General features: G+C 37.1%; 16 protein-coding genes and 1 riboswitch. Of the genes, 15 read left to right on the top strand and 1 reads right to left on the bottom strand.

Annotation, left to right across the window (positions count from 1 at the left end):
• Nucleotides 1–19 precede the first annotated feature (19 nt).
• From MKZ14_RS17490 to MKZ14_RS17425, 14 genes are all read left to right on the top strand, one after another.
• The gene (locus MKZ14_RS17490; protein ID WP_339280245.1) at nt 20–2404 is read left to right on the top strand and encodes a 3-hydroxyacyl-CoA dehydrogenase/enoyl-CoA hydratase family protein; all 2385 of its coding nucleotides are present in this window, start codon (nt 20–22) and stop codon (nt 2402–2404) included.
• Between the two features lie 50 nt (nt 2405–2454).
• The gene (locus MKZ14_RS17485; protein WP_333003601.1) at nt 2455–3627 is read left to right on the top strand and encodes an acetyl-CoA C-acetyltransferase; all 1173 of its coding nucleotides are present in this window, start codon (nt 2455–2457) and stop codon (nt 3625–3627) included.
• A 126-nt stretch (nt 3628–3753) separates the two neighbouring features.
• Nucleotides 3754–5538 carry an acyl-CoA dehydrogenase family protein gene (locus MKZ14_RS17480; RefSeq protein ID WP_016993952.1) on the top strand — a complete coding sequence of 595 codons (1785 nt, stop codon included), beginning with the start codon at nt 3754–3756 and terminating at the stop codon, nt 5536–5538.
• A 183-nt stretch (nt 5539–5721) separates the two neighbouring features.
• Nucleotides 5722–6078 (top strand): arsenate reductase family protein, encoded by a 357-nt coding sequence (locus MKZ14_RS17475; protein ID WP_004228225.1) that lies wholly within the window; start codon nt 5722–5724, stop codon nt 6076–6078.
• An 81-nt stretch (nt 6079–6159) separates the two neighbouring features.
• On the top strand, nt 6160–6540 hold the full coding sequence (gcvH, locus tag MKZ14_RS17470) for a glycine cleavage system protein GcvH (RefSeq protein ID WP_004228227.1): 381 nt from the start codon (nt 6160–6162) through the stop codon (nt 6538–6540).
• 91 nt (nt 6541–6631) lie between these two features.
• Nucleotides 6632–6973, top strand: a complete 342-nt coding sequence (locus MKZ14_RS17465) for a hypothetical protein (protein ID WP_004228229.1) — start codon at nt 6632–6634, stop codon at nt 6971–6973.
• Between the two features lie 14 nt (nt 6974–6987).
• Entirely contained in the window at nt 6988–7299 is a 312-nt protein-coding gene (locus MKZ14_RS17460) for a thioredoxin family protein (RefSeq protein ID WP_333003593.1), read from the top strand.
• Between the two features lie 56 nt (nt 7300–7355).
• Nucleotides 7356–7459, top strand: a riboswitch (SAM riboswitch).
• An 82-nt stretch (nt 7460–7541) separates the two neighbouring features.
• Nucleotides 7542–8570 carry a methionine ABC transporter ATP-binding protein gene (locus MKZ14_RS17455; RefSeq protein WP_333003778.1) on the top strand — a complete coding sequence of 343 codons (1029 nt, stop codon included), beginning with the start codon at nt 7542–7544 and terminating at the stop codon, nt 8568–8570.
• Nucleotides 8560–9228, top strand: a complete 669-nt coding sequence (locus tag MKZ14_RS17450; protein WP_004228234.1) for a methionine ABC transporter permease — start codon at nt 8560–8562, stop codon at nt 9226–9228. The genes MKZ14_RS17455 and MKZ14_RS17450 overlap by 11 nt, the downstream gene beginning before the upstream one ends.
• Nucleotides 9229–9296: 68 nt before the next feature.
• Nucleotides 9297–10148 carry a MetQ/NlpA family ABC transporter substrate-binding protein gene (locus tag MKZ14_RS17445; protein WP_281217205.1) on the top strand — a complete coding sequence of 284 codons (852 nt, stop codon included), beginning with the start codon at nt 9297–9299 and terminating at the stop codon, nt 10146–10148.
• Between the two features lie 202 nt (nt 10149–10350).
• Nucleotides 10351–11223 carry a response regulator gene (locus tag MKZ14_RS17440; RefSeq protein ID WP_333003588.1) on the top strand — a complete coding sequence of 291 codons (873 nt, stop codon included), beginning with the start codon at nt 10351–10353 and terminating at the stop codon, nt 11221–11223.
• A complete protein-coding gene (locus MKZ14_RS17435; protein ID WP_322611049.1) occupies nt 11220–12263 on the top strand; it encodes a HEAT repeat domain-containing protein in 1044 nt (347 codons plus the stop codon). Before MKZ14_RS17440 ends, MKZ14_RS17435 begins: the two co-directional genes overlap by 4 nt.
• A gap of 49 nt (nt 12264–12312) precedes the next feature.
• Nucleotides 12313–13680, top strand: a complete 1368-nt coding sequence (locus MKZ14_RS17430) for a glycosyltransferase (RefSeq protein ID WP_333003584.1) — start codon at nt 12313–12315, stop codon at nt 13678–13680.
• Nucleotides 13677–16856 carry a hypothetical protein gene (locus MKZ14_RS17425; protein ID WP_333003583.1) on the top strand — a complete coding sequence of 1060 codons (3180 nt, stop codon included), beginning with the start codon at nt 13677–13679 and terminating at the stop codon, nt 16854–16856. The genes MKZ14_RS17430 and MKZ14_RS17425 overlap by 4 nt, the downstream gene beginning before the upstream one ends.
• A gap of 38 nt (nt 16857–16894) precedes the next feature.
• Here the strand turns inward: MKZ14_RS17425 and MKZ14_RS17420 are convergent, their stop codons facing one another.
• Nucleotides 16895–17797 carry a LysR family transcriptional regulator gene (locus MKZ14_RS17420; protein WP_036078627.1) on the bottom strand — a complete coding sequence of 301 codons (903 nt, stop codon included), beginning with the start codon at nt 17795–17797 and terminating at the stop codon, nt 16895–16897.
• Between the two features lie 636 nt (nt 17798–18433).
• Between MKZ14_RS17420 and sufC the strand changes: the two genes are divergently transcribed.
• Entirely contained in the window at nt 18434–19219 is a 786-nt protein-coding gene (gene sufC / locus MKZ14_RS17415) for a Fe-S cluster assembly ATPase SufC (RefSeq protein WP_088364074.1), read from the top strand.
• Nucleotides 19220–19233 lie beyond the last annotated feature (14 nt).

The raw sequence follows: 19233 nt of genomic DNA, 5'->3' as shown, positions 1-19233 counted from the left end.
GAATAAGGGGGAATTGCTTGTGACTTACAACATTAAAAAAGCAGCTGTTCTAGGTTCTGGGGTGATGGGCTCTGGAATTGCAGCACATTTAGCAAATATCGGTATACCAACATTACTATTGGATATTGCACCAAAGGAACTGACGCAAGAGGAAGAGGCAAAGGGTCTTTCTTTAGAGCATCCAGCTGTAAGAAATCGTATTGTAAACGGAGCTTTGCAAAAGTTATTAAAGCAAAAGCCAGCACCACTTACTTCTAAGAAAAATTTATCACTACTAACGGTTGGCAACTTTGAAGACGATCTAGGGAAACTAAAAGACGTAGATTGGATTATTGAAGTTGTTGTAGAAAATTTATCAATTAAACAAAGTCTTTACGAAAAAATTGATGCTGTTCGTACACCAGGAACAATCATTAGTTCAAATACATCAGGTATTAGCATTAATGCGATGGCAGAGGGGCGTTCAGATGATTTCCAAAAACATTTTCTTGGCACACACTTTTTCAACCCACCTCGCTATTTAAAATTATTAGAAGTGATTCCTGCCAATACAACTGCACCTGAAGTAGTTAGCTTCATGAAAACGTTTGGGGAAGATGTGCTTGGTAAAGGAGTAGTACTTGCAAAAGATACACCAAACTTTATTGCCAACCGCATTGGAACATATGGTTTACTAGTCACTTTACAGGAAATGTTAAAAGGTGGTTACTCTGTTGGTGAGGTAGACTCTGTAACAGGGCCGCTTATTGGCCGTCCAAAGTCTGCAACTTTCCGTACGCTAGATGTAGTTGGTTTAGATACATTCATTCATGTAGCGAAAAATGTTTACGATCAAACAACAGGTGACGAGCAGCAAGTATTTGCAGTACCTGAATTTTTACAAAAAATGGTCACGAACGGTTGGCTAGGAGCAAAATCGGGTCAAGGTTTCTTCTTAAAACAAGGAAAAGAGATACATGAGATTGATCCAGCAACCTTAACGTATAGTCCAGCCAAAAAATTAAAAACACCTTCTATTGAAATGGTAAAACAAACTCGTGGATTAGCCAATAAAGTGAAGGCGTTAACCTATGCGAAGGATCGTACAGGTGAGCTATTATGGGGTATTTTTGCACCAACGCTACTTTATTCTGCACAGCTACATGGTGAGATTGCCGATGATATCGTAGCCATTGATAACGCGATGAAATGGGGCTTCGGCTGGCAACAAGGGCCATTTGAAATTTGGGATGCTATAGGCGTAAAAGATTCTGTGGCGAAAATGGAGGCTGAAGGCCGAGAGGTACCTGCATTTGTCAAAGAGATGTTAGCAAATGGGTTTGAGACATTCTATACAGAATTAGACGGTGATTTAGCATACTATGATGGTTCACAATATGTGAAAGTGCCAGTGAATGAAAAAGAGATTAATTTAAAACGCTATAAGAAAAAGCATGGTGTGATTAAATCAAACACAGGTGCCAGTTTAATAGACTTAGGTGATGGAATTGCATTACTTGAGTTCCATTCGCAATCCAATGCGATCGGTTTAGATATTATCCAAATGATTAACTTTGCGGTAGATGAAGTAGAGGCTAACTTTAAGGGCTTAGTCATCGGTAATCAGGGGAAAAACTTCTGTGTTGGGGCAAATCTAGGAATGATTTTAGTAGAAGCACAGGATGATAATATATTTGAGCTAGATTTCGTCATTAAGGCATTCCAAGATGCCATGCAGAAAATTAAATATTCACGTAAGCCTGTTGTAGCAGCACCGTTTGCTATGACATTAGGTGGGGGAGCAGAGGTTTGCTTACCAGCTGCACATATTCAAGCAACAATGGAAACATATATGGGCTTGGTGGAAGTAGGGGTTGGATTAATCCCAGGTGGTGGCGGAAATAAAGCGCTCTATCAAAAATTCCTAAAGGGCTTACCAAACGGTGTAGAGGTAGACTATCAACATATTGCTAATAAAGTATTTGAAACAATTGCGATGGCGAAGGTTTCAACATCTGGTGAGGAAGCACGTGAAAATAATTTCCTAAACTTTGCTGATGGTATTTCAGTTAATCCAGATCATCAATTGTATGATGCGAAGCAGGCAGCATTAGCGCTTTACGAAGCGGGCTATCAACCACCTGTACCAACGAAAGTACCAGTGGTCGGTGCATCAGGCTATGGTACATTACTCATCGGTGCGCAAGGGATGTTTGAGTCAGGCTTTATTAGCGAACATGATTTAAAAATTGCTAAAAAATTAGCTTATGTTATTGCAGGTGGAAAGGTTCCGTACGGCACATTAGTCGATGAGCAATATTTATTGAACTTAGAGCGTGAGGCATTCCTTAGCCTTGTTGCTGATCCGCTATCACAGCAGAGAATGCAACACATGCTGTTAAAAGGTAAACCACTTCGTAACTAAATTGACGAAATAAACCAATCTTGCACATGAAACAAAGGGGGATTAATACGATGCGTGAAGCCGTTATTGTAGCAGGAGCACGAACTCCAATTGGAAAAGCAAAAAAAGGTTCTTTAGCAACAGTAAGACCAGACGATTTTGGTGCTGTCGTAGTCAAAGAAACACTGAAAAGAGCAGGCTATGAAGGGCCGATTGATGATTTAATTTTAGGCTGTGCGATGCCAGAAGCAGAGCAAGGAATGAATGTAGCACGTAGTATTGGGGCACTTGCTGGATTACCAGATACAACCCCTGCTCTGACGATTAATAGATTTTGCTCATCAGGTTTACAGGCGATTGCCTATGCAGCAGAGCGAATTATGCTAGGACACTCAAAGGCCATTCTTGCTGGTGGTGTAGAATCCATGAGTATGGTACCGATGGTAGGGAATACACCACGTTTAAATCCGACTTTAGCAGAAACGGCTCCACAATATTATATGGGCATGGGACATACAGCTGAGGAAGTAGCTCGTCAATATAATGTTAGTCGTGAAGATCAAGATGCTTTTGCTGTTCGCTCGCACACGCTTGCTGAAAAGGCAATTAAAGAAGGTAAATTCAATGATGAAATTGTACCAATCGAAGTGGAACAGCATTACGTAGACGATAACAATAAACCACAAGTAAAAAAATTCACATTCAGTATGGATGAAGGTGTACGTCCAGGTACATCAGTTGAAGGTTTAGCAAAATTGCGTCCAGCTTTCCATGTAAAAGGCAGTGTAACGGCGGGGAATGCCTCTCAAACTTCCGATGGTGCAGCAGCTGTACTAGTAATGGATCGTGAAGAAGCTGACAAGCAAGGACTGACACCAATGGCAAAATTCCTAGGCTTTGCAGTAGGCGGTGTACCTCCTGAAGTAATGGGTATCGGGCCTATCGTGGCAGTGCCAAAAGCGTTGGAAATTGCAGGCTTATCCATCGATGATATTGATTTATGGGAAATTAATGAAGCGTTTGCTTCACAGTCATTACAGGTGGTACGTCATTTAGGCATCGACCAAGAGAAAGTCAATGTCAATGGTGGAGCGATTGCATTAGGTCATCCATTAGGCGCAACGGGAGCTATTTTAACTTTAAAGCTAATTCACGAATTGAAGCGTCAAGAGAAGAAATATGGCGTCGTGACAATGTGTATTGGTGGCGGCATGGGTGCTGCTGGCGTATTTGAAATTCTATAAATTTTGCTAGATCAGCTTGAGGTGTACTGTTTACGGTTGCCTCCGAACATTGTATACATCAAGCTTTTCTATATATGATCATTAGGGGAATCAACTAACAAAAAGATATATTGGGAGGAATTAATCATGACTGAAAAAACAACTGATTTCATTAAAGGCGGCGGATTTCTTATTGAAGATGTGGAATTAGATCGTGTATTTACACCGGAAGATTTCACTGACGAGCATAAAATGATTGCTAAAACAACAGAGGAATACGTAGCAAATGAAGTTTTACCAGTAGTTGAAAATTTAGAGCACCATGAATTTGAGCATTCAGTGCGTCTCCTAAAAAGTGCAGGCGAATTAGGCTTACTTGGAGCAGACGTGCCTGAAGAATACGATGGGCTAGGATTAGACAAAGTTTCTTCAGCTTTAATCGCTGAAAAAATGTCTGTTGCAGGTGGTTTCTCTATCACACATGGTGCTCACGTTGGAATTGGGTCATTACCAATTGTTTTATTCGGTAATGAAGATCAAAAGAAAAAATACTTACCTAAGCTTGCTTCAGGTGAATTAATCGCTGCCTATGCATTAACAGAGCCAGGTTCAGGTTCGGATGCTTTAGGTGCAAAAACGACTGCCAAATTAAATGAAGCTGGCACACATTATATTTTAAATGGTGAAAAACAGTGGATTACGAATGCAGGCTTTGCTGATGTATTTGTTGTCTACGCAAAAATTGATGGCGATAAATTTTCTGCCTTTATCGTAGAACGTGCCTACAATGGTGTTTCAGTTGGCCCTGAAGAAAAGAAAATGGGGATTAAATCATCATCAACTCGTACATTAGTATTGGAAGATGCGGAAGTACCTGTAGAAAATCTATTAGGCGAAATTGGTCGTGGTCATATCATTGCGTTCAATATTTTAAACATTGGTCGTTATAAACTAGGCGTGGGCACAATTGGCGGATCGAAACGTGCATTGGAGTTAGCTATTCAGTATACAAACCAACGTCAGCAATTTAAAACAAAGCTTTCTGATTTCAATCTGACAAAAGAGAAATTATCTACAATGGCTTCTCAACTGTATGCATCAGAATCATTAAACTATCGTACGGTTGGTCTATTTGAGGACCGCTTAAGTCAGTTAAGCCCTGAAGAGCAAAAGCAAGGAAAAGTAATTGCAGGCGCGATCGCTGAATATGCCATTGAATGCTCTATTGCCAAAGTATTCGGTTCAGAAACTTTAGACTATATTGCTGATGAAGCTGTCCAACTTCATGGCGGCTATGGCTTTATGGCTGAATACGAGGTTGAGCGTATTTACCGTGATTCTCGTATCAATCGAATTTTTGAAGGTACAAATGAAATTAACCGCATGATTGTACCTGGCACATTTATGAAAAAGGCGCTAAAAGGTGAGCTACCATTATTACAAGTTGCTCAAAATTTACAGCAAGAGCTGCTTATGCTAATGCCAGAGGACATCGGTACAGAGCCGCTAGCACAAGAAAAATATTTAGTGAAAAATGCGAAGAAAATTGCTGTATTAGCTGCAGGCTTAGCAGCACAACGCTTTGGTGCAAAACTTGATCAAGAGCAAGAAGTATTGGTGAACATTGCAAATATCGCAAACCAATTATTTGCAATGGAATCAGCTGTCTTACGTACAGAAAAGGCAATTGCTCGTGATGGTGCTGAAAAAGCACATCAAAAATTGCTCTATACGCAAATCTTCTGTCAGGAAGCATTCGCAGAGATCGAAAAAGAAGCAAAAGACACAATTCTTGCTTCCGCAGATGGCGATGCAGCTCGTATGACATTATCTGCACTGCGTAAGCTAACTCGCAATAATCCATACAATTTAATTGCGAAGAAGCGTGAGGCTTCCGTTAAATTAATTGATGCTGAAAAATATATTGTTTAATAGTGCAAATTTAACCTAGCTATCTGCAAAAGATAGCTAGGTTTTTTATATGAGATGGATAATCGTAAAAGCAATGGATAAATTTGCACAACGGATGGATAAACTTACAAAAAAGAGTGAAGTTCACCATTGAAAACAACTATGATGGTATACTACAGAAAAAGACAGAAGAGGAGCATTGTAATGACGATTCAATTTTTCCATTATCCGAAATGTACAACATGTAAAAAGGCACAGAAGTGGTTAAATGAGCATGAGGTTTCCTATGAAGAGGTACATATCGCAGAGCAACCGCCAACTAAGGAAGAATTAACAGCTATTTGGCAAGCTAGTGGACAACCTTTGAAGAAATTTTTTAATACCTCAGGTATGAAATATCGTGAGCTTGGCTTAAAGGACAAGTTAGCAGAAATGACGGAGGATGAGCAGCTTGAGCTACTAGCTTCAGATGGTATGTTAATTAAACGTCCCATCGTCACAGATGGAAAAAAAGTTACTTTAGGTTTTAAAGAAGTAGATTTTGAGCAAGCTTGGAAATAACCGTATTAAACCTTGTATTTATAGGAGAAGTATGGCACACTGAAAGTGAATATATTACATATTTATGGAGGGGTTTTTTGCATGAGCACACCTAAAGACTTACGATACTCTGAAGAACATGAATGGGTAAAAGTAGAAGATGGAAAAGTACGTATCGGTATTACTCACTTCGCACAATCTGAATTAGGAGATATCGTATTCGTTGAGCTTCCACAAGTTGGCGACGAAATCAAAACAGATGATCCATTCGGTAGCGTAGAATCAGTAAAAACTGTTTCTGAATTATATGCACCCATCTCAGGTACTGTAGTGGAAGTAAATGCAGATTTAGAAGATAGCCCAGAATTCGTTAATGAATCACCATATGAAAAAGCATGGATGATCGTTGTTGAGCCTGCTGATGCATCAGAAGTTGAGAAACTAATGACAGCAGAGCAATACGAAGAAATGATCGCTGAATAAGACAAGCCATAATCGAAAAACGTCGGCAACTACCGGCGTTTTTTGTTATATAATGACTTATAAGTAGGGATCTCTAAATGGAGGTGGCGTAATGTTCGAGGGAAAATGCTTGATAGTAGAAGGGCGCTCAGATAAGCTACAAATTGAGCCTATTTTGAATGAGAATGTTACAATACTATGTACGAATGGTACAATTGGTGTGCATCAATTAGAAGAACTACTGGATCCCTATGAGGGCTGTGAGCTATTTACTTTTTTTGATGCAGATACTTCAGGCGATAAGCTACGTGCATTAATGGACAGACATTATCCAGAAGCTGAACATCTGCGCACAATGCCAACGTACAAGGAAGTAGAAACAACACCAAGAAAAGTGTTAGCGATGATTTTACTGCGTGCACATTTTTCAATCCATAATGAATATATTTTGTAAGGTTGCGTGAGTAAATGGAAGAATGGTCAACAGAGCAGTGGGAAGCGGCTAAACAGTCGGGAGAGAAAACTGCATTTTATTTATATACACCGATGTGTGGAACGTGTGCAGTGGCATCTAAAATGATGTCCATTATTGAACAATTACTGCCACAGCTACAAATAGGTAAAGCAAATATCAACTTTTTGGAACACATTGCCTATGAGCATCAGATTGAAAGTGTTCCATGTCTACTCATCAGTGATGGCGGAAAAGTGACAAAAAAGATTTATGCCTTTCAATCCGTACCATTTTTATATGAATTGTTAAAAAAATCAATTGACTGAACTTTACTAGCGTGGTAAAGTAACAAATATATTACTAAAACATTAAATATATCGAACTCTTATGAAGAGTGGCGGAGGGAAGTGCCCTATGAAGCCCGGCAACCATCACAATGTGAAAAGGTGCCAAATCACCCAAAGATTTTTCTTTGAAAGATGAGAGAACGGTTTAACGTATCATACGTGACCCCTTCTACTTGTCTGTGAGTGAAGGGGTTTTCTATATGAGAAAAGGAGTATTCGCTATGATCCAGCTTCAAAATATTACAAAGAAATACAAAACAACAAATGGCGAATTAACGGCAGTCAAAGACGTCAACCTTACTATTAATAAAGGTGAAATTTTTGGCATTATCGGCTATAGTGGCGCAGGTAAAAGTACCATGATTCGTTTACTAAACGGTTTAGAGAAACCAACAGCAGGAACAGTAACGGTGAACAATCAGGAATTTTCATCGATAAAAGGACAAAAGCTTAGAGCAGCTAGACAAAAGGTAAGTATGATTTTCCAGCATTTCAATTTACTTTGGTCGAGAACAGTTGCCGAAAATATAGCTTTCCCTTTAGAAATCGCAGGCTTTCCAAAGGCTCAACGTGAAGCACGTGTGAAGGAATTAATAGCCCTTGTAGGCTTAGAAGGGCGCGATAAGGCATATCCATCTCAGCTTTCTGGTGGACAAAAGCAGCGTGTAGGGATTGCACGTGCATTGGCGAATAATCCAGAGGTTTTACTATGTGATGAGGCGACATCAGCACTCGATCCTGAAACAACGGATGCCATTCTTGATTTACTCGTTGATATAAATGAACGCTTAGGCTTAACAATCGTCCTGATTACCCACGAAATGCATGTCATCCGCAAAATTTGTCATCGTGTAGCGGTGATGGAGGCAGGCGAAATTGTGGAACGTGGTGAGGTATTACAAGTCTTCCAAGCACCACAAGCAGCCATTACCAAAAAGTTTGTCTCTCAAATTACAGACACTAAGGAAACACAGGATACGGTAGCACAAATTAAAACAAACTATCCAACTGGACAACTTGTCAAATTAATTTTTGTTGGTGAAAAAACAGAACAGCCTGTCATCTCACATCTTGTGAAACAATTTGATGTAGAAGTAAGTATTGTTCACGGAAATATTTCGCAAACAAAAAATGGTGCATATGGTACATTGATTGTGCAAATTGATGGCACTCAGACAAACGTCACTGAAGCCCTTCGTTATTTAAATACAGTCGAAGTACAAACGGAGGTGATTGCAAATGCTAACTAACCTCTTTCCGAATGTAGACTGGGAAAATATGTGGCAAGCTACGTATGAAACTTTATACATGACAGCTATATCAACGGTTGTGACATTTATTCTAGGGTTAGTCATTGGTATCGTTCTATTTTTAACAAGCCCCAATCAGTTATGGGCAAATAAAATCGTTAACTTTTTAACAGGATCACTCGTTAATATTTTCCGTTCCATTCCATTTATCGTATTAATTATTTTATTAATTCCATTTACGAAGTTTTTACTAGGTACAATTCGAGGTGCCAATGCGGCGTTACCTGCTTTAATTATCGGTGCAGCACCGTTTTATGCTCGTATGGTATTAATTGCGTTACGTGAAATAGATAAAGGTGTTATTGAAGCAGCCCGTTCAATGGGGGCGAAAACTTCTACAATTATTTGGAAAGTATTGGTCCCTGAATCATTACCAGCTTTGATTTCTGGTATCACGGTAACGGCTGTTGCTCTTGTAGGTTATACAGCGATGGCAGGAATTATTGGTGCAGGTGGTCTTGGTAACTTAGCTTTCTTAGACGGCTTCCAGCGAAATCGCCAAGATGTGACATTAATGGCAACTATTTTGATCTTAGTAGTCGTATTTATTATTCAATGGATTGGTGATTTAATTACTGAAAAAATTGATAAACGCTAGCACGAAAATGAGGTTATTCCGGTTTTTACCGCTAACATATTTAAAACAAATACAAGGGAGTGTCATAAATGAAAAAGTTATTAGCAGGATTATTTTTATCAATACTTGTACTAGCATTAGCAGCTTGCGGTACAGATAAAAAAGAAGATGAAAAATCAGCATCTGGCGATCAAACAGATAGCAAAGAAAACGTAACATTAAAAGTAGGTGCTTCTAATACACCACACGCAGTTATTTTAGAAAAAGCAAAACCGATCTTAGCTAAAGAAGGCATAGACCTTGAAATTGAAACGTATACAGATTATGTTCTACCAAACCAAGATTTAGAGTCAAAAGATATTGATGCAAACTATTTCCAGCACATTCCTTACTTAGAGCTACAAATTAAAGACAATGGCTATGATTTCGTTAATGCAGGTGGCGTTCATATTGAACCAATCGGTATTTACTCTAAAAAATATAAAACGTTAGAAGACCTGCCTGAAGGCGCAACAATTTTACTTTCTAATTCAGTATCTGACCATGGTCGTATGCTGTCATTGTTAGAGGCTAAAGGCTTAATCAAATTAAAAGAAGGCATTGATAAAACAGCAGCAGAATTAAAGGATATTGAAGAAAATCCTAAAAACTTTAAATTCGATGCAAATACTGCCCCAGAAATGCTTGTACAAATGTACGAAAACGATGAAGGCGATGCAGTACTTATCAATTCTAACTTTGCCATCGATAACGGTTTAAACCCAATTGAAGATGCTATTTCTCTTGAAGATAAAGAATCTCCATATGTTAACATCATCGCTGTACGTGCAGGTGATGAATCAAAACCTGAAATTAAAAAATTATTAGAAGTATTAACATCTAAAGAAATCCAAGACTTCATTTTAGAAGAGTGGAAAGGTGCAGTAGTACCGGTTAAATAAGAATTAAAAATTTTATAAAAGGGTACATAAGTTTAACGACTTATGTACTCTTTTTTATTTGTAGTTAAATTGATGAGAAACTATGTATTTTTTATGACGTCTATTTATTGTTTAGTCACATTTATTACTATAGTAATGTTGTTAATCTACGAAATAAATGATAGAAAGTAATAATAAGAAAAAACTAGATGGAGTGATTCTAATGAATGATATAAAATTCACCCATGACATCATGCAAGAACATGAAGTAGAGCGCTACTTTAAAATATGGCGAGAAAGTGTTATTAGATCACGCCTTACTATAACAGCAGTCTTTTTAAAAACAGCTAATTCTACACAACCAAATGAAACCACGAATGATCAAGTTACCTCATTTTTACAATCGAAAATACGTAAGACAGATTTGCTTTTTCAATTATCCGATGGAAATCATTGGGGTATCTTTTTTTTACAAAGTAGTGATGTAGAAGCTAAAGCATTTTTAAAACGAATATTTGCCATCCTAAAAGCAGAACGGAAGTTTCAACATATTGCATTAAAGGCCTCTATAACAGAAATAAGAAATAATAACGTTATCTTTGAAGAGTTGTTAAATAAAAATAAACAAATGCTATCAGAGGATGAGCAATTAACGTGGAGTATAGCAGAAGTAAAAGATTATAGTGAGCAACCAACGGAATTAGTGAAAGTTAGTATTATTGAACAGAACGCTATTTTTAGACAAGTATTAGAGTCAACGCTAAACCAAATTGATATCCCTCATTTTACTCTGGATGTAAAGGCTTATGAGGATGGTTATAGCTTTTTACAATCGGATGATTATAAATCAGGGCATATGCATCTAATTCTTATGAATGATATTTTACCTCTAAAAAATGGCTTAGAAATATTGCATATCTTACGACATATGCCAAATGAAAAGAAATTTATTATTTATATGATGTCAGAACGCAATTCTGAAGGGGCAGCGCTTAATGCTTATGAAGGCGGTGTTGATGAATATATTGTCAAACCATTTAATTTACGTTTGCTCGAAGCCAAAATTAAAAGAACTTTTGCGAGGTTTTGGCTATGATTAAGCTGACTATTTCTACGCTTTTCGCAATAATTTCCTTCTTACTAGTTGTGCTCTTTATCTTTTTACTGTATTTACTTGTTCAGCGACAGCGTGAAAGCTATTTTGAAAAAGTTCGTGACCGTTATTTACAAAATTATTCTCAACTTTGGTATGATTACTTATTCAATAACGCACTATTTAGTATCGTATTGGTACCTAGAGGAAGGGCGCAAGTTGAAGCTATTGAAAGAATTTTTTCATCCTATTTAAAGAATATAAGGAATGAACAGTTGGAACTAAAAATTAAACAATTCTCCAATCAATATTTAAAAGCATTCTACGAAAAAGATTTATCAAGTAGACGATGGAGTATTCGAATGAATGCCCTCTATCGAATTGCAGACTTACAAATAGATCAATTGCTAACGAAGTGCCAAGAATTCGAAAAAAATAACATTACAGATGAAGAACATTTCCAGTTATTAAAAATATACTCCCTTTTCCAACCAGATTTATTTATGGAGAAAATAAAAAATTCCAATGTAAATTACGCTGAAAGTGAATATAGAAGACTGTTTGTATTATTAGATGATAATGTATTTATTCAATTTTTCCATGATTTTAATAGCTTGCCAGCTAATATGCAATTTGCTGTTATTGATACTGCTGCTGTAAAAAGAAAGATGGAGTATTTGGAGGAGTTAAAAAAATTATTAGACCATAATACGACGGAAATAAACATCAGAGCATTAAAAGGTCTTTATGAAATAGGTATTATTGATGAGATGGATCCCTTTATCCCTTTTGTGACTTCAGAAATGTGGGAAGCAAGGTTAATGGTTGCCAAAATTTTCAAGCATGTACCGCTTACTTACACTTATAGTTATTTAGAGCAACTTCTTCAAGATGAGAATTGGTGGGTACGTTCTCAAGCGGCAAAAACGATTGTAGAAGATCGACATGGTATAGCTAAATTACAGCAATTCATTGAATCCTCAAATGACCAATATGCAATTGAAATGGCCCAGGAAATTGCAGCGAGAAAAGAGGGGAAGTAAATGAAAATAATTGACTATTGCATGATGTTTTTTGGGGGCATTATTTTATATGCTGTTCGTTATCGTTTCATATTGTACAATGTTCATCATTGCTATGCTGGATTTAAGAAAACGCTATCGTCTCGATCTATCAGAGTATGATGATGCACATATAGATGCTTTTTATTCAAAACCCGTGTCGTTACTTGTTCCTGCTTACAATGAAGAAGTAGGGGTTGTAGATACAGTTTATTCATTATTGAATTTACGTTATCCTCAAACTGAAATTATCATTATTAACGACGGGTCTACAGATCAAACCCTTCAAACGGTCATCGAACATTTTCAAATGAAGCCAATCAACAAAATTGTCCGAACTAACATCCCTACAAAAGATATTAAGCAAATATATGAATCTGAAATCTATAAAAATTGTATTTTAGTTGATAAAGAAAATGGTGGTAAGGCTGATGCGCTAAATGTGGGTATTAATGTCTCTCAATATCCGTATTTTTGCTCCATTGATGGGGATTCCATTTTAGATGAAAAATCCTTGCTGCGGGTGATGAAGCCTATCATTTTATCTGATGGTGAGGTCATTGCGGCAGGTGGTAATATTCGTATTGCAAATGGCGCAAAGATGCAGTTTGGCTCTATTTATGAGACTCAATTACCTAGTAATTACTTAGTAATCATGCAAGTAATCGAATACTTGCGGGCATTTTTAATGGGGAGAATAGCCTTAAGTAAATTCAATTTAGTCCTTATTATTTCAGGAGCATTTAGTGTTTTCTCTAAAAAATGGGCTGTTGAAGCAGGTGGATATTCAACCAATATTATTGGCGAAGATATGGAACTTGTAGTGAATATTCATCGACTTATAAAAGAAAAAAAAGAAAATAAACGTATTGAATTTGTACCCGACCCAGTTTGCTGGACGGAAGCACCTCAAACATTAGGGGTACTGCGCAATCAACGAAGAAGGTGGCATCAAGGGTTATTTGAAAGTCTATGGAAGCACAAAAAAATGACCTTGAATCCTAGATATGGCATGATTGGATTTCTTTCGTTCCCGTATTTTTGGCTAGTAGAATGTCTAGGGCCTATTGTGGAGTTAGGTGGATATATTTATATCGTCATAGCCTTTTTCGTAGGGAAAATTTATTATGAAGTTGCGCTCATGCTGCTACTACTATTCGTTATTTATGGTGTTATTTTTTCAATAGCGGCAGTATTGTTTGAATCGTGGAGTATGAATACGTATCCAAAAAAACGAGAGTTGTTACGTATGATTCTTTTAGCGTTTACAGAAATTTTTTGGTATCGCCCACTAACATTATTCTGGCGCTGTGAGGGATTAGTTCGTTTTGTCTTAAGAAAAAGTGACTGGGGTAATATGAAACGTGTCGGCATTGCTGAAAAGGAGAAAAGTGTATGAAACGAATCTATATAGGGGTTATGGTCGTACTAGTCCTTATAATAATCCCTATTGCATGGTGGTACTTGGAAGATGAGAAACAGCTAAATGTAGCCGTTATAGATAAAACGGTTCCGAATGAGTCTTACCGAGAGCACTTAGGGGTGAATTGGTTTTTAAACCATTATAAATATAGATTAAATAATGAACCTTATGACGTAGAACGCGATTACTATGGTACGGTTCCAAATGATGAAACTAAAAGTGTTGTAGAAAAGAATTTGCCAAAGGATTATAGTGACTATGATGTCATTTATTTGGCAGATACGTACGGAGTTTATAAAGATGATTTACAACAAACAAAACGTTTAGGTGAACGTTCTGAAAAAATTGTTGGAGGACTTGAACAGAAAGAATGGCAGGCAATCGTCGAACGCTTAGCCAGCAAAAAGAAGAGCATGTTAATTGCTGAGTATAACACGTTTGCTTCACCAACATCAGAGGAAGTTCGTAAAGAATTACAGGATTATTTAGGAATCACATGGTCTGGCTGGATCGGGCGTTATTTCGATGAGCTTGATTATCATAAAAATTTAGAAATACCGCAATGGGTTATCGATGAACATGGCGATAGTTGGTCATATAAGGGTGGAGGATTTTTACTATTTAATGAAATAACAGAAGAACTACTTGTACTTGAATTGGACAAGCATGTTAAATCTGCAGGTATTCAAGTGCAGTTTACTGAAAATGGTAAAAAATTCTTTCATTCATCTGCAAGGGCGCAATACGATTATTGGTTTGATATTATTACACCTAAATATGCTGAAGATGCTCTTGCAAATTATAAATGGGATTTAACGAAAAAGGGAACAGAGCTGTTAAAGGCTAATGGTATTCCAGAACAATTTGCAGCAATTGTAGGTCAAGATAAGCGCTACACATCTAGTTATTATTTTGCGGGAGATTTTAATGATATCGCAAGGGTACCAAATATTTATAAGATAAAAGGGTTACCAACAATCTATAAATATGCTGAGAAGTATGCAGACAGTTCGTTTTATTGGTCCATTTACATCCCGGTAATGCATAAAATATTTGATTCATTTGAGCACAAAGAGGTTCAGGACACTGTGAATCATGAGAAATTAAACTATAATGCACGGATTCAGGGACAATCTTTTGAAGTGCGAAGAGACGGCAAATGGGAACCAATCGTATTTAAGGGTGTCAATATCGGAATGGGGAAACCTGGTGCCTTTCCTGGAGAAGCAGCAATTACTGAAGAGGAATATTATCGATGGTTTAAACAAATAGCAGACATGAATGCTAATACGATACGAGTCTATACATTACATCCACCCGGCTTTTATAGAGCACTTGCTAAATATAATGAAGAACATCCAAAAAATCCACTATATGTTTTACATGGAGTTTGGATTAATGAAGAGGGCTTATCAAATTCATTGGACGCCTATGATAAAGATACGTTAGAAGATTTTCAATTAGAAATGAAACGAATGGTAGATGTCATTCATGGAAATATCTATGTGGAGCCTCAACCAGGACATGCATCTGGCTTGTATGATGTAGACGTATCAAAATATGTTATAGGATGGGTATTAGGAATTGAATGGTATCCACATATGGTTGTTGGAACGAATGAAAAACATGCAAATATTGGTCAATACAACGGTACTTTTTTTGAAACAAAGGATGCCTCTCCATTTGAGCATTGGCTAGCAGAACAAATGGATGTGGTGTCAGTTTATGAAAAGGAAAAATATAACTGGCTACGTCCAATGAGTTTCACGAACTGGGTCACAACTGACATTCTTGAACATCCGTCAGAGCCATCTGAGGAGGAAGATTTAGTAGGGGTCAATCCAAATGTTATTTTTACGAAAGGAGAAATGACTGCGCCGGGACAATTTGCTTCCTATCATGTGTATCCTTACTACCCTGACTTCTTTAATTTCGATAAAGATTATTTAAATTATGTCGATTTCCGAGGGAACAAAAATAGCTATGCAGGTTATTTAAAAGAGCTCCATGAAGCTCATACTATGCCTGTTCTTATTGCGGAATTTGGTATCCCAGCATCACGTGGTAAAACACATGATAATGTATATGGTTGGAATCAGGGGCAAATGTCAGAACAAGCACAGGGAGAAACACTTCAACATTTATTTGAGGATATTATGCATGAAGGGCTCATGGGAGGACTTGTTTTTACATGGCAAGATGAGTGGTTTAAACGAACATGGAATACGATGGATTATGATGATCCGAATCGTCGACCATTTTGGTCCAATGCCCAAACAAATGAGCAACAGTTTGGATTATTAAGCTTTGATAGACTTAAGGTAAAAGTAGATGGAGAGACAACGGAATGGACGGGTAAACAGCTATATGATACTGCACCAAACAATCCAACAGATTTTGCAGTAGACTATGATGAGCGCTATTTGTACATTAAATTAAAAAGTGAGGAGTTAGCCAATACCTCCCCTCGCATTTTATTAGATGTTGTACCAGGTCAAGGAAATACGTCTGCTACATCTATAAAAAATATGACGTTTTCAAATGGTGTTGATTTTATAGTTGAGCTCAATAAAAATGGTCAATCTAGGGTTGTTATTGATGAATACTACGATTTCTTTGATTATTTATATGGCCACCGTTTAAATTTAGTTGCTCCCCGAATGGCTAATGTCGTGGAAAATAGTGGAAAGTTCGCCCCTATTTACTATGTGTTAAATAAACAACTATTTTTACCTGAGCAAAATAGAACGACTGATTTTAGTATCTACGAAACAGGAAAATTACTTCAAGGAAATGCTAATCCAGAAGCAAAAGATTATGATTCTTTAGTTGATTATACTTGGACCGATGACAATGTTATCGAACTTCGCATCCCTTGGTTATTGATTCAAGCTAAAGATCCGAGTCAGCGTGAGTTTATAGGTAACCTGTATAAAAATGGCGATAAAGCTGCCGTTAAAGTAGACAATATTTATATTGGTGCTTTATTTGTAGATAAAGAGAACAACGTTGTTCAATCTATGCCAGCAGCTACTCATGGTATTTTACCACCACTGTTTGCTTATACATGGGAAACATGGCAAGTTCCAAAATATGAAGAGCGCTTAAAACAATCCTATTATATTTTACAAAAATTATTTAAAGCATATTAAAGGAGCTAAGGGTAGATTGTTCTGCCCTTAGCTCTTTTTTATTGGAATTGAGAAAGACGAGAAAAGAAGTTTTTCACAAAGTCTAAGAAAATGATTTCAGATGGTGCAATTTCGCGATTTACAGGAGAAATAATGCCAACAGTTCTAGGGATCGTAGGTGATTCAATTGGTACCTTTATGGTAAAGCGTGCTGCTGAATCATAAAGAGAGCTTTCTGGTAACAGGCTCACACCAATGCCAGCGGCGACTAAGCCCTTTAGTGCATCTAAGTCTTCCCCCTCTGAAATGACATTTGGTAAAAAGCCTGCAGCTCGACAAGCATCCATCGCTACCTTGTGCAAAATGTAACCATCTGGAAATAATACGAATAGATCATTTCTCAACTCTGCAAGCTGTATGCTTTCTCTTTTAGCTAATGGATGATTGGCTGGTAGGAGTGCAGCAATATTTTCAGTAAACAGAATGGTTGATTGAATGGATTCGTCCTTCGGTGGCAGGGGTCCCAAAAAGGCGAGGTTCAACTCCCGATTTTTGACTGCATCTATTAAAAATCGATAAGATCCTTGACGTAGTTGAAATTGTAAATCAGGATATTCGCGTTTAAAGGCTGAAATAACGGTTGGCAGAACATAGCTAGCTAAACTTGTTGGAAAGCCGATTTTAATTGAGCCCTTTGCAGGATCAAGATATTCTTCTACTTGCTTTGCTGCAAAATCGATGGCTTTTAATGCCGTAATGGTATGCTCAAGAAATGTCTTCCCTATTGGTGTTAATTTGACATTTCGTCCAACTCGCTCAAATAACGGAGTGCCTAACTCATCTTCAAGATTTGCGATTTGCCGACTAATGGCAGATTGGGCTACATGAAGATGCTCAGCAGCCTCTGAAATATGCTCACGTTCAGCAACCTCTACAAAATAGCGTAATTGACGTAACTCCACTAACATTTCACCTCTATTAATCTAAAAATAAGATTGATTATACCTTAATTATATATTATTTAAGATGAAAAATGACTGTTAATGTCAAAATAAAAAGTATCAGCTGTCAGATGTTTTTTTACTAGAAACAAAAGGAGATTTATGGACATTACATCTAAGCTAATGGGAAATTGGCAGAAATGCTAGATACAACCTATGTTTCTGTCTTTTAATATATCTACAATATCATCCTATTGAGGATATAATCCATCCATTATTATAGCAAAATTTCTTTCTTACAATATGAACTTAAATTGATTCCATTTTAATGAAATAGGTTATAGTATAGATATGTTGTTTATGCTAATTTGTCACAAAACCGCTACAATTAGCACTTTTCTCGAGGTTTTCACTATGTAGCTAGATGAAATCGATTCTCAATTATAGAGATTTTATTGAAAATGAAGAAAGTCAATTCTCATTGTTTAGGTGAAGGAGTAATAATCTGAAAATGCTTACAAAGTCTTTATTTTTCAAGATTTTATTTAAGGAATGGGAAAGTAATTGAAATGGTTTGCATAGAGAACGATTTTCAGTTAAGATTAGAATGATGATAATTAAGGAATGGTTGACCCATTCACTGAACACTATGGAGGTATTTTCATGTCAACTTTAGTTATTAAAGATCTTCACGTTGCTATCGACGGGAAAGAGATTTTAAAAGGCGTAAATCTTACAATTAATACAAACGAAATTCACGCAATCATGGGACCAAACGGAACTGGTAAATCAACACTAGCTTCTGCTATTATGGGTCATCCAAAATATGAAGTAACTTCAGGTACTGTTGAGCTTGATGGCGAAGATGTGCTTGAAATGGAAGTGGACGAACGTGCTCAAGCTGGTTTATTCCTAGCTATGCAATATCCATCTGAAATTGCTGGTGTTACAAATGCTGATTTCTTACGTTCAGCAATTAACGCACGTCGTGAAGAAGGCGATGAAATTTCGTTAATGAAATTTATCCGCGAATTAGATAAAAACATGGAATTCCTTGAAATGAATGAAGATATGGCTCAACGTTATTTAAATGAAGGTTTCTCTGGCGGTGAGAAAAAACGTAATGAGATTCTTCAATTAATGATGATCAAACCAACATTTGCAATCTTAGATGAAATTGACTCTGGTCTTGATATCGATGCATTGAAAGTTGTGTCAAAAGGTATCAACGCAATGCGTGGTGAAGGCTTTGGCTGCTTAATGATTACACACTACCAACGCCTATTAAACTACATTACTCCAGACCATGTACACGTAATGATGCAAGGACGTGTTGTAAAATCAGGTGGTGCGGAGCTTGCACAACGCTTAGAAGCAGAAGGCTATGACTGGATTAAAAAAGAATTAGGAATCGAAGAAGAAACAGAAGAACAAGAAGCATAAGAAGGAGGACGAAC

The sequence above is a fragment of the Lysinibacillus sp. FSL P2-0066 genome (assembly GCF_037969495.1).
Taxonomy (GTDB): Bacteria; Bacillota; Bacilli; order Bacillales_A; family Planococcaceae; genus Lysinibacillus; species Lysinibacillus boronitolerans.
The sequence above is the reverse complement of the archived record's forward strand: the minus strand, read 5'-3'. Positions and strand labels throughout refer to the sequence as shown.

Bases quoted from the DNA above. Each gene is read 5' to 3' on its own strand.
- gcvH (WP_004228227.1), top strand. From the start codon at position 6,160: ATGAGCACACCTAAAGACTTACGATACTCTGAAGAACATGAATGGGTA.
- MKZ14_RS17450 (WP_004228234.1), top strand. From the start codon at position 8,560: ATGCTAACTAACCTCTTTCCGAATGTAGACTGGGAAAATATGTGGCAA.
- MKZ14_RS17430 (WP_333003584.1), top strand. From the start codon at position 12,313: ATGCTGTTCGTTATCGTTTCATATTGTACAATGTTCATCATTGCTATG.
- MKZ14_RS17485 (WP_333003601.1), top strand. From the start codon at position 2,455: ATGCGTGAAGCCGTTATTGTAGCAGGAGCACGAACTCCAATTGGAAAA.
- MKZ14_RS17435 (WP_322611049.1), top strand. From the start codon at position 11,220: ATGATTAAGCTGACTATTTCTACGCTTTTCGCAATAATTTCCTTCTTA.
- MKZ14_RS17475 (WP_004228225.1), top strand. From the start codon at position 5,722: ATGACGATTCAATTTTTCCATTATCCGAAATGTACAACATGTAAAAAG.
- MKZ14_RS17425 (WP_333003583.1), top strand. From the start codon at position 13,677: ATGAAACGAATCTATATAGGGGTTATGGTCGTACTAGTCCTTATAATA.
- MKZ14_RS17480 (WP_016993952.1), top strand. From the start codon at position 3,754: ATGACTGAAAAAACAACTGATTTCATTAAAGGCGGCGGATTTCTTATT.
- MKZ14_RS17465 (WP_004228229.1), top strand. From the start codon at position 6,632: ATGTTCGAGGGAAAATGCTTGATAGTAGAAGGGCGCTCAGATAAGCTA.
- MKZ14_RS17460 (WP_333003593.1), top strand. From the start codon at position 6,988: ATGGAAGAATGGTCAACAGAGCAGTGGGAAGCGGCTAAACAGTCGGGA.
- MKZ14_RS17440 (WP_333003588.1), top strand. From the start codon at position 10,351: ATGAATGATATAAAATTCACCCATGACATCATGCAAGAACATGAAGTA.
- MKZ14_RS17445 (WP_281217205.1), top strand. From the start codon at position 9,297: ATGAAAAAGTTATTAGCAGGATTATTTTTATCAATACTTGTACTAGCA.
- MKZ14_RS17455 (WP_333003778.1), top strand. From the start codon at position 7,542: ATGATCCAGCTTCAAAATATTACAAAGAAATACAAAACAACAAATGGC.